Annotated in this window: 15 protein-coding genes and 2 pseudogenes; 10 read left to right on the top strand and 7 right to left on the bottom strand. The window is 71.3% G+C overall.

Going from position 1 to position 15,731, the window contains the following annotated elements; translation table 11 throughout:
* Positions 1-118 precede the first annotated feature (118 nt).
* A pseudogene (locus ACEXOX_RS29895) lies at positions 119-618 on the bottom strand (gluconokinase).
* A gap of 161 nt (positions 619-779) precedes the next feature.
* Between ACEXOX_RS29895 and ACEXOX_RS29890 the strand changes: the two are divergent.
* Positions 780-1,487: a FadR/GntR family transcriptional regulator gene (locus tag ACEXOX_RS29890; RefSeq protein WP_406524212.1), complete on the top strand. Its 708-nt coding sequence runs from the start codon at positions 780-782 to the stop codon at positions 1,485-1,487.
* A gap of 130 nt (positions 1,488-1,617) precedes the next feature.
* On the opposite strand, the gene ACEXOX_RS29885 is transcribed toward ACEXOX_RS29890, so the two are convergent.
* Positions 1,618-3,345: an alpha-keto acid decarboxylase family protein gene (locus ACEXOX_RS29885; RefSeq protein ID WP_406524211.1), complete on the bottom strand. Its 1,728-nt coding sequence runs from the start codon at positions 3,343-3,345 to the stop codon at positions 1,618-1,620.
* A gap of 93 nt (positions 3,346-3,438) precedes the next feature.
* Here ACEXOX_RS29885 and ACEXOX_RS29880 point away from each other — a divergent pair, with 93 nt between their 5' ends.
* Positions 3,439-3,600: a hypothetical protein gene (locus ACEXOX_RS29880; protein ID WP_406524210.1), complete on the top strand. Its 162-nt coding sequence runs from the start codon at positions 3,439-3,441 to the stop codon at positions 3,598-3,600.
* Positions 3,597-3,929 carry a hypothetical protein gene (locus ACEXOX_RS29875; protein WP_406524209.1) on the top strand — a complete coding sequence of 111 codons (333 nt, stop codon included), beginning with the start codon at positions 3,597-3,599 and terminating at the stop codon, positions 3,927-3,929. The genes ACEXOX_RS29880 and ACEXOX_RS29875 overlap by 4 nt, the downstream gene beginning before the upstream one ends.
* Before the next feature lie 26 nt (positions 3,930-3,955).
* On the opposite strand, the gene ACEXOX_RS29870 is transcribed toward ACEXOX_RS29875, so the two are convergent.
* A complete protein-coding gene (locus ACEXOX_RS29870) occupies positions 3,956-4,165 on the bottom strand; it encodes a hypothetical protein (protein ID WP_030024141.1) in 210 nt (69 codons plus the stop codon).
* 249 nt (positions 4,166-4,414) lie between these two features.
* On the opposite strand from ACEXOX_RS29870, the gene ACEXOX_RS29865 reads away from it, so the two are divergent.
* On the top strand, positions 4,415-5,293 hold the full coding sequence (locus tag ACEXOX_RS29865; RefSeq protein ID WP_406524208.1) for a L,D-transpeptidase family protein: 879 nt from the start codon (positions 4,415-4,417) through the stop codon (positions 5,291-5,293).
* Between the two features lie 311 nt (positions 5,294-5,604).
* Here the strand turns inward: ACEXOX_RS29865 and ACEXOX_RS29860 are convergent, their stop codons facing one another.
* Positions 5,605-6,744: a hypothetical protein gene (locus tag ACEXOX_RS29860; protein ID WP_406524207.1), complete on the bottom strand. Its 1,140-nt coding sequence runs from the start codon at positions 6,742-6,744 to the stop codon at positions 5,605-5,607.
* Positions 6,744-7,457, bottom strand: a complete 714-nt coding sequence (locus ACEXOX_RS29855; protein ID WP_406524206.1) for an RNA polymerase sigma factor — start codon at positions 7,455-7,457, stop codon at positions 6,744-6,746. The genes ACEXOX_RS29860 and ACEXOX_RS29855 overlap by 1 nt, the downstream gene beginning before the upstream one ends.
* A 581-nt stretch (positions 7,458-8,038) precedes the next feature.
* On the opposite strand from ACEXOX_RS29855, the pseudogene ACEXOX_RS29850 reads away from it, so the two are divergent.
* Positions 8,039-8,326: pseudogene (locus tag ACEXOX_RS29850) on the top strand (Uma2 family endonuclease); the annotation flags it as partial.
* Between the two features lie 132 nt (positions 8,327-8,458).
* On the opposite strand, the gene ACEXOX_RS29845 reads toward ACEXOX_RS29850, so the two are convergent.
* Complete coding sequence (locus ACEXOX_RS29845) at positions 8,459-10,087, bottom strand: beta-N-acetylhexosaminidase (protein WP_406524205.1); 1,629 nt, start codon at positions 10,085-10,087, stop codon at positions 8,459-8,461.
* Positions 10,088-10,371: 284 nt separating this feature from the next.
* Here ACEXOX_RS29845 and ACEXOX_RS29840 point away from each other — a divergent pair, with 284 nt between their 5' ends.
* From ACEXOX_RS29840 to ACEXOX_RS29820, 5 genes are all read left to right on the top strand, one after another.
* Complete coding sequence (locus tag ACEXOX_RS29840; protein WP_406524204.1) at positions 10,372-10,974, top strand: 2-oxo-4-hydroxy-4-carboxy-5-ureidoimidazoline decarboxylase; 603 nt, start codon at positions 10,372-10,374, stop codon at positions 10,972-10,974.
* Between the two features lie 284 nt (positions 10,975-11,258).
* Positions 11,259-11,639 carry a succinate dehydrogenase, cytochrome b556 subunit gene (sdhC, locus tag ACEXOX_RS29835; RefSeq protein ID WP_030024133.1) on the top strand — a complete coding sequence of 127 codons (381 nt, stop codon included), beginning with the start codon at positions 11,259-11,261 and terminating at the stop codon, positions 11,637-11,639.
* A gap of 9 nt (positions 11,640-11,648) precedes the next feature.
* Positions 11,649-12,119, top strand: coding sequence for a succinate dehydrogenase hydrophobic membrane anchor subunit (locus ACEXOX_RS29830; RefSeq protein ID WP_360136365.1), 471 nt, complete (start codon positions 11,649-11,651; stop codon positions 12,117-12,119).
* Positions 12,120-12,144: 25 nt separating this feature from the next.
* The gene (gene sdhA / locus ACEXOX_RS29825; RefSeq protein WP_406524203.1) at positions 12,145-13,899 is read left to right on the top strand and encodes a succinate dehydrogenase flavoprotein subunit; all 1,755 of its coding nucleotides are present in this window, start codon (positions 12,145-12,147) and stop codon (positions 13,897-13,899) included.
* Positions 13,899-14,672 (top strand): succinate dehydrogenase iron-sulfur subunit, encoded by a 774-nt coding sequence (locus tag ACEXOX_RS29820; RefSeq protein WP_030024128.1) that lies wholly within the window; start codon positions 13,899-13,901, stop codon positions 14,670-14,672. Before sdhA ends, ACEXOX_RS29820 begins: the two co-directional genes overlap by 1 nt.
* Here the strand turns inward: ACEXOX_RS29820 and ACEXOX_RS29815 are convergent.
* Positions 14,656-15,552 (bottom strand): hypothetical protein, encoded by an 897-nt coding sequence (locus ACEXOX_RS29815; RefSeq protein WP_406524202.1) that lies wholly within the window; start codon positions 15,550-15,552, stop codon positions 14,656-14,658. The genes ACEXOX_RS29820 and ACEXOX_RS29815 overlap by 17 nt on opposite strands.
* Between the last annotated feature and the right edge of the window lie 179 nt (positions 15,553-15,731).

Raw genomic sequence — 15,731 nt, 5'->3', positions numbered from 1 at the left:
TTGCTGGTTGTGGTGGCCCCGGCGCGGTGGCACGGGGGCGTACGGGACGCTGTCCCCGCGCGGTGGCGGGGCGGCGGCCCGTGGTCAGGCGGGGCCCGTGGTCAAACGGGGTCCGTGGTCAGGCGGGGGTGGACCGACCGGTCTCGTAGCGGCGCAGCGCCTCGACGGCCCGCCCGGCGATCTCCTGCGGGGTGCCGGACACGTCCACGGCGACGCCCGCCTCGTCCGCGCCGAGCGGCTCCAGGGTGGCGAACTGGGAGTCCAGCAGCGCGGTGGGCATGAAGTGGCCCTTGCGCTCGGCCATCCGGGACTCGATCAGCGAACGGTCGCCGGTCAGGTGCAGGAAGACGGCGCCGGGCGCGGCGGCCCGCAGGCGGTCGCGGTAGGCACGCTTGAGGGCCGAGCTGCTGACGACACCGCCCTGACCCGCGCGGCCGTGGGCCCAGGCGCCGATGGCGTCGAGCCAGGGCCACCGGTCGGCGTCCTGGAGCGGGGTCCCGGCGGACATCTTGGCGATGTTGGCCGGGGGTGGAAGTCGTCGCCCTCGGCGTAGGGGACATCAAGGTCGGCGGCCACCAGCGGTCCGATCGTCGTCTTGCCGGTGCCGGCCACGCCCATCACGACGATGACGTGGGGGTGCTCATCCCGTGTACCTCGCTGTCCTCATTGACCTCGGTCTGTCGTCCCACTGAAACCCATGGGATACGACGTATTCAAGCCTCTGTGACGTAAAAGTCATACTTAAAAGTGGACCTCCCTCGGGAACGTAGGCTGATCCCATGGAGAACCAGGGGGCGGGGCAGGGGCTGCACGCGCGGGTACTGGAGTCCCTGGGACCCGCCATCACCGCGGGCGAGTACCCGCCGGGCACGATCTTGCGCACCGACGAGCTGGAGCAGCGCTTCGACGTGTCCCGCACGGTCATCCGCGAGGCGATACGGGTCCTGGAATCCATGCACCTGGTCGCCTCGCGCCGCCGGGTCGGCGTGACCGTGCGCCCCACCGAGGAGTGGAACGTCTACGACCCCCGCGTCATCGGCTGGCGGCTGGCCGGCCCGGACCGCCCCCGGCAGCTCCGCTCCCTGACCGTGCTGCGCTCCGCCGTCGAACCGGCCGCCGCGGGCCTGGCCGCCCGGCACGCCACCCCCGCACAGTGCGCCGAGCTGACCGAGCACGCCATGGGCATGGTCGCCACCTCGCGCGGCCAGCAGCTCGACGCGTACCTGGTGCACGACACGGCCTTCCACCGCATCGTGCTGACCGCCTCCGGCAACGAGATGTTCGCCCGCCTCGGCGACGTGGTGGCCGCCGTCCTCACCGGCCGCACCCACCACCACGTCATGTTCACCGACCCCGACCCGGCCGCGGTGACCCTGCACGTCCAGGTCGCCGAGGCGGTACGAATCGGCGACGCGGAACGCGCCGAGGCACTGACCCGCGAGATCACCGTGGGCGCGATGGCGGAACTGGACGTTCTGGCGCCGTAGGTGCGCTCGGCGGCCAGGGACCGCGGCCCCCGTACAGGAATTCGCGCCCCCGTACGGTGATGCACGGCCCCTGGGCGGGAATTCACGTGCCCGCTAAGGGAATTCGCGGCCCCCGTACACCGCCCGCCCCTCAGGCCCCGTAAGCGTTCTGCTCGGCGAACCGCTGCGCCAGGGCCGTCAGCAGCTCCGGCGCGTCCTCGCGCGGCAGGACCGCCTCGATCAGCACCAGTTCGTCCGGCGTACGAGCGGCCAGCGCGAGCGCGTCCGCCAGCTCGGCCGGGGTCTCGACCCGCACCGCGACCGTGCCGGGGCCCGCGCCAAAGGCGGCGGGCAGGGCGGTGTAGTCCCAGGCGGCGATGTCGTTGTACGGGGCGGTGGCGCCGTGGATGGCACGCTCGACCGTGTAGCCGTCGTTGTTGACGACGATGACCACCGGGGCCGCGCCGTACCGCGTCATGGTGCCCAGCTCCTGCGCGGTGAGCTGGAGGGAACCGTCCCCGATCACCAGCACCGAGCGCCGGTCCGGCGCGGCCAGCTCGGTACCGAGGGTGGCCGGCAGGGTGTATCCGATCGACCCCCACAACGGCTGACCGACGAACCGCCCGCCCGCGGGCAGCGGCACCTCCTGAGCACCGTAGAACGCGGTGCCCTGCTCAGCGACGAGCACACTCCCCACCGGCAGAAACTCCCCCACCGCGCCCCAGAGCTGACGTTGCGTCAGCCCAGAACGGATCCCACCTCCCGTCTCTTCCTCCTCCACCTCCGGGTACGCGAAGAGCTCCCCATACCCCTCGGGCTCCGGCAGCCCCAAGTCCCGCAGCAGCCCGGCCAGTCCACCGACGGCCTCCGCCATGGCCATCCCCTCGAACACCCCACGGCCCGCCGCGGCGCGCCCGGGACGCAGCTCGATGGTCCGCTCCGGGGTGAAGTGATGGCTGAAGCCGCCGGTCACACTGTCCGAGACCGGTGCGCCGACCAGGATCAGACAGTCCGCGTCCTCGACGGCCACCCGGGCCCGCTTGTCGCTGATCTCCCCGGTGTAGGCGCCGACGAACCCGGGCGCGGTCTCGTCCAGCACCCCCTTCCCGCTGGAGAACACGGCGGACCGGACCGGCGCGGCGGCGAGCAGGTCACCGAGCGGCCCGCGCAGCCCGAACCGCTCGGCCTCGTGCCCGGCCAGCACGGTGACACTGCGCGCCCCGTCCAGCATCCGCGCGCAGCCCGCGAGGAAGTCCCGCACCAGCCCCGGATCAGCCGGCGCGTCCGGCACGACCAGCGGTCCGGCAGGGGCGGGCACCTGAGCCAGTACGACATCCGTGGGCAGATTCAGATGGACCGGCTTGCGCTCGCGCCACATGGCACGCAGTACGCGGTCGATCTCCGCCGGGGCGTTCGTCGCGGTCAGGTCGGCGCGGGCCACCGTCACCTCGGCGAACATCCGGCCGAAGTGCCCGTACTCGCCGTCCATCAGGGTGTGGTGCACGGGGCGGCCGGCCGCGGCGACCTCGGTGGCGGGCATCCCGGTGACGGCGACGACCGGCACACCTTCGGCGTAAGCGCCGGCCACGCCGTTGACGGCCGACAGTTCACCGACACCGAAGGTCGTGACGAGGGCGGCGGCGCCGCGCAGCCGGGCGTAGCCGTCGGCGGCGTAGGCGGCGTCGAGCTCGTTGCAGGTACCGACCCAGGTGAGGCCGGGAAAGGCGGTCACCTGGTCGAGGAAGCCGAGGTTGTAGTCACCGGGGACACCGAAGAGGTGTTCGACGTCCAGCTCGCGCAGGCGGCGGAGCAGATAGTCGGCGACGGTGATACGAGAGGCCGCGGCCTGCGGTCCGACGTCCGAGGGGGTGTCCGACATGGCGGTAACCGGCTTTCTTCACGCTTGTACGGTTTAGGTCAAGGTTGTTGACCCAAGTCGCGAGCGTACGGAACCCCGGGATAAAATGTCAACATGCTTGACCCTTGTCGCCCGGACGCCTTCGACCGCGATTTCACCCTGTTCTACTTCGCCTACCGCGCCTTCACCGGAGCGGCCGACTCGGCCCTGACCGAACAGGGCATGGGCCGCGCCCACCACCGCATCCTGACGTTCCTCGCGTACTCCCCGGCATGAGCGTCGGCGAACTGTGCCAGGCGCTCCAGCTGACCAAGCAGGCCATCAACGGGCCGCTGCGCAAACTCGGCGACGAGCAACTGGTACGGATGACACCGGGCGAACGGGACCGCCGCCGCAAGGAACTCCACCTCACCGAACGCGGCGCGGACCTCGAACGCAAGCTCCACGAGCGTCAGCGCGCCCTGTTCGCCGCCGCACTGGAGGAAGCCGGCCCGGAGGCGGCGGAAGGCTGGCGCCGCATCCTGGCACCCCTGGCAGGCCGCGACTGGGAAACCTTCACCAGGTCGGTGGAAGCCCGCCAAGCGGAGGGCAAGCCTCAGCACTGACCTCTCAGAACATCAGCCTCGACCTCTCAGAACAACGGCTGCTGCCCGGGGAACGGCGGCTCCTCCGGGTCGAACAGACGCTCCGCCGGAGCCATCATGGGCGCGATGCGGCGGGAGCCGGGGCACGAGACGAGTTCCAGGACGGTGCGGCGGCCCGGCGGGTCGTGCCGGGCGAAGCGGCCGCCGACGACGGCGATCTCTCGGGTGCATACGGGGCACGGGCGACGCGGTGACATTTCCTCATTGTCCCCCGGAGCCCCGGTCACCCCTGCGCGCGGTCCCACCGAAGCCGCACCGGCCCCATCGAAGCAGCACCCGCCCCACCGAAGCGCCCAGGGGGCGCACGCCACAGCACACCTTCACACCCCCGCGCCCCTTCACCCCTGCGCGCGTCCAGGTTCGGTTCTCCACGGGCCTGGGAATCTAGGAGGGGCCGGTGTCGCCGCGGGGGTGACGCCGTGACACGGACGCGGAAGGGACACGGCGTGCGCAAGGGACGTGCGGTGGCCGCGGGGCTGCTGGTGCTGGCCGTGACGACCGGCTGCAAGACCATCACGATCACCCCGAACGGCGGACTCTCACCGACGACGGCCCCCTCGCCGTCCACGCCGGGACAGGCAGACGTGCTGCCCGCGCAATCGGCGGACAAAGAGCCCCCCAGACGCGCCCACGCCGCCAAAGCCCCCCGCCGCACGGCGAAGCCGGTGCTCGCGAAGGGCTCCCGTGGCTCCCGCGTACGGGAACTTCAGGCCCGTCTGGCCCAGTTGTCACTCTTCCGCCGTAAGCCCACCGGCTTCTACGGCCGGCAGACCGCAGCCTCCGTAACGGCGTTCCAGCGTCAGCGGGGCCTACCGCGCACGGGCACCCTGGACCGCGCCACCTGGCACGCCCTGCACTCCTGCACACGCCCGCCGACCCGCGCCGAGACCCACCCCCACACCAAGAAGACCGCCAAGAAGACCGCCAAGCGGCCGGCCGGGAAACCCGCTCCCCGCCGCGATCCCCGCTGCATGACAGGCCGCGTCCTGTGCATCAGCAAGCGGAGCAACACGCTCACCTGGATGGTGAACGGCAAGGCCCGCTCGACGATGGACGTCCGTTTCGGCGCGCAGTACACACCGACCCGGGAAGGCACGTTCCGCATCTCGTTCAAGAGCCGGAGCCACGTCTCGTCGATCTACCACACCCCCATGCCGTACGCGATGTTCTTCAGCGGCGGCCAGGCCGTCCACTACTCCGCCGACTTCGCCACCCACGGCTACCAGGGCGCCTCCCACGGCTGCGTAAACGTCCGCGACAAATCAAAGCTCGCGGACTTGTTCCATCAGGTAGCACCAGGCGACAAGGTGGTCATTTACAAATAGCCCAACCACCCGCACACAATTCTCAAACCCCACCCCCGCAGTAACCCCAACCAACAATTGAGCAACCCCCACAAACAGCAACCAGACCCGCGAAAGCGGCGCCGGTTTAGGCGCAAAAGGGAGCGGCGCCGGTTTAGGCGCAAAAGGGAGCGGCGCCGGTTTAGGCGCAAAATCCCAGCGCGGGCAGGGCCGGGGGAACGAGCCCCGCCCGCGCCGGGTGCGGCGAACCGTTGGTACGGGGGAACCCCGGCTCGCGCGCGAGCCGATGACCAGTCGGCTTCACTACGTACTGCGCCGGGGGCCGGAAAGTGTCACACCCGGGCGACGGGTGGTGCTCCGGGGATGCGCAGCGCGTCGGGTGCGGCGGGAGTGGTGGTGACGATGCCGGCGGGGTCGGGGCCGGCCGGAGCCGCCCCCGGGGTACCGGCGGACGGCGCATACCGGTGGTCGTGGTCGTCGCCCTCGTCGTCGCCCTCGTCGTCGCCCTTGCCGCCGTGATCCTTGCCGCGCCCGTTGTGGCCGCCTTGGCCATGGCTGCCGCGGCCGTCGCCGTCATAGCGGCTGTCGCCGCGGTGACCGCCCTGGGCGTGGGAGAGGTACTGGCGGCAGAAGGCGTGCACCTTGTCCGGGCCGCCTGCCGCGCGTTCGAGGCGGCGCAGGGTGTCCTGGCCGAGGAGGGAGCGCCTGCCGGATTCGTACGTACGGCAGAACGTGACGCCGAGCCGGTTCTTCTCCTTGGTGTCCGGCCGGTCCTGGGGGTCGTCGGGCCGATGGTCGCCGTCGCCGTTCCCGCTGCCGCCGGTCGCGTCCCGGCCGGGGGTGCTCCGGCCGGGGGCGGGAGACCGGCTGCCGCCGGTGCGGTCGTCCTTGCCGTCGTCGGTGATCAGGGGTTCGGGCCGGTCCGTGCCGGGGCCGGCCGGGTCCGGCATCCGGGTGGTGCCTTCGGTGGTCGTGCCGGTGTCGTCGGTGGCGAGCGGGCCGGGGGACTCGGCGGCCGAGACGCTGGTGGCGGGGGCCGGGCCGGTGCCGCTGCGGAAGGGGGTCGGCAGGACGCCCGCGCCGGCGGCCACGGCGACGCCGCCGAGCGCGCAGCCTGCCAGGGCCACCATGAAGCCGCGGCGCAAGGGACGTCCGAAGCGGCGGCGGGTGGCCGCACCGGCGCCGCGGGGAGCACGTACGGCTTCCACCGCGGCCCCGGCAGCCGTGACGTCGGCCGACGCCGCAGCCTGCCCCCGCGCCTGCCGGAAAGCAGCGACAGCGGCTTCCTCACCGGGCAGCGGCGCGCCTTGGCCCGTGTCACGGCCCGCCGTCCCACGCCCCGCCGCCGCGGCGGCGTTCAGCAGGGCGGTGAGTTCCGCGGCGCCGGTGCCGGCCGGGGAACCGGCGGGTTCGCCGCGCAGCAGTCGCTCCGCGGCCTCCTCGTCGAGCCAGTCGTACCGGTCGTCGGCCATCACATGTCCTTCTGCGTTCGTGCGGCCGTTTCCGTCACACCCGGTACGTACGATTCCGCCGCGCTCCCACCCCGTCCGCCGCCCTGTGCGGGCACTCCTCCTCCGGGTCCGCCGCCGGTGCCGGGCCCGGCGCCGCCGCCGTCCTCGGATCCGGCGCCGAGCAGGTCGGCCAGGCGGCGCAGGCCTCGGTGGGCGGCGGTCCGTACGGCGCCGGGCCGTTTGCCCAGCACTCCGGCCGCGCTCTTGGCGTCCAGGCCGACCACCACGCGCAGCACGACGGCTTCGGCCTGGTCCTGCGGGAGGCGGGAGATGAGGCGGAAGGTGTGGTGGGTGCCGAGGGCTTCCATGGCCTCGTCGGCGGTGTCCGAGGTGCCTGCTTTGTCGGCCAGTTCGGTCTCGTCGCCGCCGATCGCGGGGCGGCGGCCGCGCATCCGTATGTGGTCCAGGGCCCGGTTGCGGGCTATCCGCGCGGCCCAGCCCCGGAACCGGTCGGCGTCGCCGCTGAAGCGGGACAGGTCGCGGGTGATCTGGAGCCAGGCCTCGGAGGTCACGTCCTCGGCATCCGCTTCACCCACCAAGGTTCGTACATATCCGACAAGTCGGGGATGCACGGTGCGGTAGACGGTACGGAAAGCCGCCTCGTCGCCGCCCTGCGCCGCCTGTACGGCGACTGTCAGCCGACCGTCGTCCGGCTGAATGTCGTCCCCTCGCACGGGTCCATCCTGTCGCACGCGGAAAGTCCGCCGCCCGGTCCTCGCTGATTCGCCTGTTCCCGGACACCCCGAGTACCCCTGGTAACCCGCATGTCCCCGCTGACGGTAACCCGGCCGCCCACGCCCCGGGCACCCGGGCCGCCTGCTGACCTGCCGCTCCGCTCCGACGGAGGGCGCTCACGGCCACCGCGCCGGGCCGGCGCGGACCCGCACGCTACGGCCACGGCACCACCCACGTCCAGAGCTCCCGCGCACCGGAAAGGCGCCCGGCACGCGGCAGGTGCCGTACCCCGTCCACACCCCGTGTGACGCTTTCGCGGCGGATGGCGCTGTAAAGGTCAGGGGCTCGTCACCGGGCCTCCCTGGAACGACGGCCGGGGCCTCTCCTGTGGGGGGTGGCGGCCCCGGTCGTCCCCTTGTCGCCGCGTCCGGCCCTGGCCGCTCAGCCCTGGTTGGTCAGTTTTTCGAAGTCCGCCCAGGAAAGGGCCGGATCGCGGCGGTCCCAGACCTTTTGCGCCAGCGCGTCCGAGCGTCGCCCCGCCCGAGCGTCAACCCGACCTTGCCCGGAGGCGCGCGCCGAGCCGCAGCGCGCCCCGCACGGCTCGACGCCGACGACTTCGCCGCGTAGCCGCGTACCTGCGCGGCCCGGAGGCGCGTGCATGGCACAGGCGCCGGCCGGCGTCGAGGCCGAACGGGAAATGCCGATCCGCCTGGATGCCCGGAACCGCCCCGAGCCGGACCTCTTGCTGACGGATCTGCCCTACGACCCCGACCGCACCTGGTGCGCCCCCGAAGCCGTGCAGCTCGTCGTGGAAGTCGTCTCGCCCGAGTCGGCCCACCGCGACCGCACGGTCAAGCTCCGCAAATACGAGCTGAGGAGTCACGGCCAGGTCAGCACCGGGACAGAGCACGAGCCGGCCCCGGCCGGACGGGGATGACGGCCCCGCTCGTCCCCTTTATCCCCTTTTTCTCCCTTTCTCCCCGCGTCCGGCCCCGGCCCCTCAGACCTGATCGGCCAGTTTTTTGAAGTCCGCCCAGGAAAGAGCCGGATCGCGGCGGTCCCAGACCTTCTGTGCCAGCGCGCGCAGCGGCATCCGGATGCCGTCCGCCACCTGCTGCTGCGACTGTTGGTCCGCCAGGTCGCACCAGACCGCCAGGCGCGCGCCGAGCACCCGGTCGGGGCCGGACAGGGACTGCGGTACGGCCTTGGTGCCGCGCAGCACTCCGGGGGTCCACTGGGTGTAGATGCGTTCGCCGGTCGGGTACGGCATGTTGTTGGGTTCGCCGAGCACGTAGTACAGGTACTCGTCGTTGAGGTTGACGACCTTGCGGTTCTCGCGCAGGTACTCGTCCGGTTCGCGGGCGCCGATCTCCTTGCCCGTCCAGTAGGCGACGGTGCGGCCGGCGTCCGGTGCGACGTCCGTGTCGCGGAAGTAGCCGTCGTTCCAGGCCTCGACCTGTTTGGCCCCGGCGGCGCGCACGGTCTTGTCGCGGTCGTTGAGCCAGCCGGTGGCCAGGTCCTCGATCGTGGCGTTCTCCCCGTACTTGTCGCGGGCGGCGCGGGCCAGCTGCGGGTAGTTCTCGGCCGGGGACCGGTCGGCCAGCGCGCGGTACTCGTCGCCGCCCAGGTGCCAGTGCTTGCCGGGGAAGAGCGGGGCGTACTCGCGCAGCAGGTCGTCCACGATCTCGGCGGCCCCGGGCTGCGAGATGTCCATCGCGCCGCGCTCGGCCCGGCCGTCGGCGGAGCGCAGCTGGAGGTCCGGGTGGGCGCGCAGGACGGCGCCGAGGTGGCCGGGCGAGTCGATCTCCGGGATGACGGTGACGTGCAGGCCGCGGGCGAGGTCGACGAGGTGGCGCACCTGGTCCTTGGTGAGGTGGTCCTCGGACACGATCTCGGGGTGCCGCTCGCTCTCGATGCGGAACGCCTGGTCGTCGGAGAAGTGCAGCTGGAGCTGGTTGAGCTTGAGGCCGGCCAGGTCGCGGATGCGGTCCTCGATCCACTTCACGTCGAAGTGCTTGCGCGCGATGTCCAGCATGAAGCCGCGCTGGGCCCGGTCGGGCCGGTCCTCGACGGTGCCTTCCGGGACGCCGCCGGAGGCCCGTACGGACTGCAGGACGGTGCGGGTGGCGTTGAAGATCCCGGCGTCGGTGGGGGCGGTGAGGGTGAGGCGGGTGTCGCGTGCGGTGAGGGTGTACGCCTCCTCGGCGGTGTCGTACACGGGGGCGTTGTCCTCGCGCCGGGCGGCGTCCTTGCCGCCGGACAGCCGCAGCTCGACGTCTCCGGGTCGTACGGGCTGTTTGCCCCAGACTGTCCGCAGGCCGCCCAGTTCCTGGGCGAACCGCCGGGCTTCGTCGGCGACCGGGCTCTTCTCGCCCGCGGGTACGACCACGCGGGCCTTGTCGGTGGGCCGCCAGCCGCGCCCGTCGGCCGCGCCGAACTTCTGCACGGCGGGCACGGTGCGGAGCGGGCCCTGTACGGGTTTCCAGGTGGGGGTGGGCGCGGCGGAGGCGCTGCCGCCGTCACCCTTGGGCGGGGTGTCGCCGCTGTTCGAGCAGCCCGCGACGGACAGCGCCGTGAGGGCGGCCGTCACTCCTGCGGTGATGCTTGCGGCCAGTTTTCCGATCCTCATATACGCAAAACCTCCCTTTCCGGGGCGAAGGTATTGCCAGGTGACAGACGTTTGTGTCTACTACGCGCGCGAAAGCTCTCCCATACGGGTGAAATTCGTGCATCCGTCGGACAGTGACCGACAGACGTCGTTACGGTGGCGTCCCAACCTGCTCACCCCTCCCGGAGCCCCACGGCCTCCGCGCATCCGCCGCGGCCGCACCCGCTCCGGCCGCCCGACCCGACGTTCCCGCCCCGATCCGGCGCTCTCCGCCCCGATCCGGCGTTCTCCGCCCCGAGGAGCCCATGCAGCCCAGCGATATCCCGGCCGCTCCGCCGACACCGCTGCGCACTCCCCGGCCCGCCACACCCTCCCAGAAGCTCCCGCCGCTGCCGCCACCGCCTCCCGACGGCGCCGCACCGGCCGGTACACCCGGCCTGGACCGGCTGAACGGCGCCCCGCCGGACATCGCCGAGGCGCACCTGCTGCGTTGCTGCGGCAGCCGCCGCTGGGCCCGCCGCCTGGCCGCGCACCGCCCGTACCCCGACCTGGAGGCGCTGCTGGCCGCCGCCGACGAGGCGAGTTACGACCTGACCGCCGGTGACCTGGACGAGGCACTGGCCGGGGAGACCGTCTCGCCGCAGCCGCTCGTCGGCGCGCGCGGGCCGGGCACGCTCGCCGCGCACACCGCGCTGCGCGCCGCGCACGCCGAGTACGAGCGCCAGTTCCGGCACGTCTTCGTCATCTGCCTGGACGGCTTCCGCGACACCGAACTGCTCAACGTGGTGCTCACCGCCATCCACGGCCGGCTCGGCAACGAGCCCGAGGAGGAGCGCGCCGTCGCCGCGGAGGAGCTGCGCCGGATCGCCCGCGGGCGGCTCGCCCGGTTCGCGGCCTCCCCGGCCTGAGCGGCCCGGTCCGACCGTCCAACCAGTCCGTCCGTCTGCCCGCTCGCCCGTCCGTCCGACCATCCGTCCGGCCCGCCATTACCCCGTTCCCCCGCCCGGCGTACAGGGCCGGACCGCCCTCGGCGGATAGCCCGTACGTGCCTGTTTGATCACACCTGAGGACCCCGGCGGGAGGAACCGACAGTCCGTCGCTACGATGGCCGGGGCCGGTGGACCGTACCCGGCCGGGCCAGACCGACAGAGAAGCCGGCAGGCCCCGATCCCCGCTCCCGGAGGGTTTTTCCGTGCCGGCTGGAACGCTGTACCGCGGCCGGGAAGGCATGTGGTCCTGGGTGGCTCATCGAGTCACCGGCGTCCTCATTTTCTTCTTCCTGTTCGTGCACGTCCTCGACACCGCACTCGTCCGCGTCTCTCCCGAGGCCTATGACGACGTCGTTGCCACGTACAAGACGCCACTCGTCAACGTGATGGAGTACGGCCTCGTCGCCGCCATCCTCTTCCACGCGCTCAACGGCCTCCGTGTGATCGCCGTGGACTTCTGGTCCAAGGGACCGAAGTACCAGAAGCAGCTGCTGTGGACCGTTGTCGCCGTGTGGGCCGTCCTGATGGCCGGCGCTTTCTACCCCGTGCTGCAGCACACGCTGCGCACGCTGTTCGGGAGCTGATGACGCGCGATGTCTGCTGAAACGACACCTGCTGTGAACGACTCCGTCTCCCTGTACGACGTGGACAACCCGGCTCCCGTGATCGAGCCGCCCCGCAAGCGTACGAAGAAGACGCCCAAGTCGACCCGTACGAACTTCGAGATGTACGGCTGGCTCTTCATGCGCCTGTCCGGCATCGTGCTGGTCGTCCTGGTCCTCGGCCACCTGCTGCTCCAGCTGGTGCTGGACGGCGGCGTCTCCAAGATCGGCTTCGCCTTCGTGGCCGGCCGCTGGGCCTCGCCGTTCTGGCAGGTCTGGGACCTGGTGATGCTGTGGCTGGCGATGCTGCACGGCGCCAACGGCCTGCGCACGGTCATCAACGACTACGCGCAGCGGGACAACACCCGCTTCTGGCTGAAGATGCTCCTGTACACCGCCACGGTGTTCACCGTCCTTCTGGGCACGCTGGTGATCTTCACCTTCGACCCGAACATCCGCTAGGCCCCGGGGCTGAGGTAACCGACTCATGAAGATCCACAAGTACGACACGGTGATCGTCGGCGCCGGTGGCGCGGGCATGCGCGCGGCCATCGAGTCGACCAAGCGCAGCCGCACCGCGGTGCTGACGAAGCTCTACCCCACCCGGTCCCACACCGGCGCGGCGCAGGGCGGCATGGCCGCCGCCCTGGCCAACGTCGAGGAGGACAACTGGGAGTGGCACACCTTCGACACGATCAAGGGCGGCGACTACCTGGTCGACCAGGACGCCGCCGAGATCCTGGCGAAGGAGGCCATCGACTCGGTCCTGGACCTGGAGCGGATGGGCCTGCCGTTCAACCGCACCCCGAACGGCACCATCGACCAGCGCCGCTTCGGCGGTCACTCCCGTAACCACGGTGAGGCCCCGGTCCGCCGGTCCTGCTACGCCTCGGACCGCACCGGCCACATGATCCTCCAGACGCTGTACCAGAACTGCGTCAAGGAGGGCGTCGAGTTCTTCAACGAGTTCTACGTCCTGGACCTGCTGCTCCAGGACGTCGACGGCGTGAAGAAGTCGGCCGGCGTCGTCGCCTACGAGCTGGCCACCGGCGAGATCCACGTCTTCCAGGCGAAGGCCGTGATCTTCGCGTCCGGCGGCACCGGCAAGTTCTTCAAGGTGACCTCCAACGCGCACACCCTGACCGGTGACGGCCAGGCCGCCGCGTACCGGCGCGGGCTGCCGCTGGAGGACATGGAGTTCTTCCAGTTCCACCCGACCGGCATCTGGCGGATGGGCATCCTGCTGACGGAGGGCGCCCGCGGTGAGGGCGGCATCCTCCGCAACAAGGACGGCGAGCGCTTCATGGAGAAGTACGCGCCCGTCATGAAGGACCTCGCCTCGCGTGACGTCGTCTCGCGCTCCATCTACACGGAGATCCGCGAGGGCCGCGGCTGCGGTCCCGAGGGCGACCACGTCTACCTGGACCTCACCCACCTGCCGCCGGAGCAGCTGGACGCCAAGCTGCCCGACATCACCGAGTTCGCGCGTACGTACCTCGGTATCGAGCCCTACACGGACCCGATCCCGATCCAGCCGACCGCGCACTACGCCATGGGCGGCATCCCGACCAACGTCGAGGGCGAGGTGCTGGCCGACAACACCACCGTCGTACCGGGCCTGTACGCCGCCGGCGAGGTCGCCTGCGTGTCCGTGCACGGCGCCAACCGGCTGGGCACCAACTCGCTGCTGGACATCAACGTCTTCGGCCGCCGGGCCGGCATCGCGGCGGCGGAGTACGCGGCCGGCGCGGACTTCGTCGAGCTGCCGGAGGACCCGGCGAAGCTGGTCCAGGAGCAGGTCGAGCGGCTGCGCTCCGCCTCGGGCAACGAGCGGGTCACCGAGATCCGCAAGGAGCTCCAGGAGACCATGGACGCCAACGTGATGGTGTTCCGCACCGAGCAGACGATCAAGACCGCGGTCGAGAAGATCGGCGAGCTGCGCGAGCGCTACCTGAACGTGTCCATCCAGGACAAGGGCAAGCGGTTCAACACCGACCTGCTGGAGGCCGTCGAGCTGGGCAACCTGCTCGACCTGGCCGAGGTGATGGCCGTGTCGGCGCTGGCCCGCAAGGAGTCCCGCGGCGGTCACTACCGCGAGGACTACCCCAACCGCGACGACGTCAACTTCATGCGGCACACCATGGCGTACCGCGAGGTGGCGGCAGACGGCTCCGAGTCGATCCGCCTCGACTACAAGCCGGTCGTCCAGACCCGCTACCAGCCGATGGAGCGTAAGTACTGATGAGCACCTCCACCCTCGAAAAGCACTCCAAGGCCCTGGACGCGGCCGAGGACGGCGCCTCGCACAGCATCACGATCACCCTGAGGGTCCGCCGGTTCAACCCGGAGGTCTCCGAGGACGCGAGCTGGCAGGACTTCCAGCTGGAGATGGACCCGAAGGAGCGCGTCCTGGACGCCCTCCACAAGGTCAAGTGGGAGCAGGACGGCACGCTGACCTTCCGCCGTTCCTGCGCGCACGGCATCTGCGGCTCGGACGCCATGCGGATCAACGGCAAGAACCGCCTGGCGTGCAAGACGCTGCTCAAGGACATCAACCCGGAGAAGCCCATCACGGTCGAGGCCATCAAGGGCCTGACGGTCCTCAAGGACCTCGTGGTGGACATGGAGCCGTTCTTCCAGGCGTACCGGGACGTGATGCCGTTCCTGATCACCACCGGCAACCAGCCGACGCGTGAGCGCCTGCAGACCGCCGAGGACCGCGAGCGCTTCGACGACACCACCAAGTGCATCCTGTGCGCCGCGTGCACGTCCTCGTGCCCGGTGTTCTGGAACGACGGCCAGTACTTCGGCCCGGCGGCGATCGTCAACGCGCACCGCTTCATCTTCGACAGCCGTGACGAGGGCGGCGAGCAGCGGCTCGAAATCCTCAACGACAAGGACGGCGTCTGGCGCTGCCGTACGACCTTCAACTGCACGGACGCCTGCCCGCGCGGTATCGAGGTCACCAAGGCGATCCAGGAGGTCAAGCGCGCGCTGATCACGCGTCGCTTCTGATCCCCAGGCGTGATCCCTGGAACCTGGTTCCGGTCAGCGACCCGAACCGGGTCTGGAAGCCGCGAAGGGCTCCGCTCCCGTACGTACGGAGGCGGAGCCCTTCGGCATGTCCGGCCCCGGCCCGCGCACTGCACCCGGCTTCCGCCGCCCGTACCGGCGGCGCGGCGGGGTAGACGAGGACCGGCGGCAGCTCGGTGTCGACGAAGGTCACCGGACGGGTGCAGAAGTACGACGGCACGAGCAGCAGGCCCCGCCCCTCCAGGCGCAGGTCCCCGTCGCGCGGATAGGTGACCTCCAGGACCGGCCGCCGCCAGCGCATCTCCGGCCCGAACGTCCGCAGCATCGCCTCGGCACCGTCCTGGCGCAGCGCGTGCAGCCGCAGCGTACGGTCGGCCTCGACGCGCTGCCCGATCAGCGGCCAGCCCGGGCCGAGGGCGGTGTGGTGGTACGTACGCAGACTGCGGGCGAGGGTGCGCAGCGCGGCCGGTTCACCGTCGGACAGGGAACGCATCCAGGACGGCGGGGCGGCGTGCTGACCGTGCCCCGGCCGGTACGTCTGCCCCGCCAGCAGCCCGATCTCGCAACGCAGCCGGCGCCGGGGCGTCGTCATGACGGCCTCCAGGCCCGGCTCCACACCGGCCGCACCGGCCGCCGGGGTGAGGAAGTCGGGAAAGTAGCCGCGCGGCGGGACCAGCGGCAGCAGCAGCCGCAGCGGTCCGGGACCATGCCGCGCGGCGTGCTGCCGCCAGGCGGCCAAAGCCGGTTCGGTACGGCTCTCGCGCAGGCGGTGCAGGCTCAGGACGGTCTCCCACAGGGGGTCGGCCCCCTCGGCGATCCGCGTCCGGTGCAGATCCTGCGTCGTGAAGTGGACACGTAACACAACGATCCCCCGATGCGTGAGCACACCACTGTTCCCCCGAACAGCGGTGCACCCGAGGATCCGACCCCTGGGCCGCATTCCGCAACCCGTACACGCCATTGTCCCTGGATTTGTTCAATGAAAAATGAATGAGAACACATCTGTGCAGGTCACAGCGGTGCGTCTGACATGCCCCGGGG

It is taken from the genome of Streptomyces sp. Ac-502, from assembly GCF_045222935.1.
Taxonomy (GTDB): Bacteria; Actinomycetota; Actinomycetes; order Streptomycetales; family Streptomycetaceae; genus Streptomyces; species Streptomyces monomycini.
Note: the sequence above shows the minus strand (reverse complement) of the source record. Positions and strands in the feature narration are given on the sequence as shown.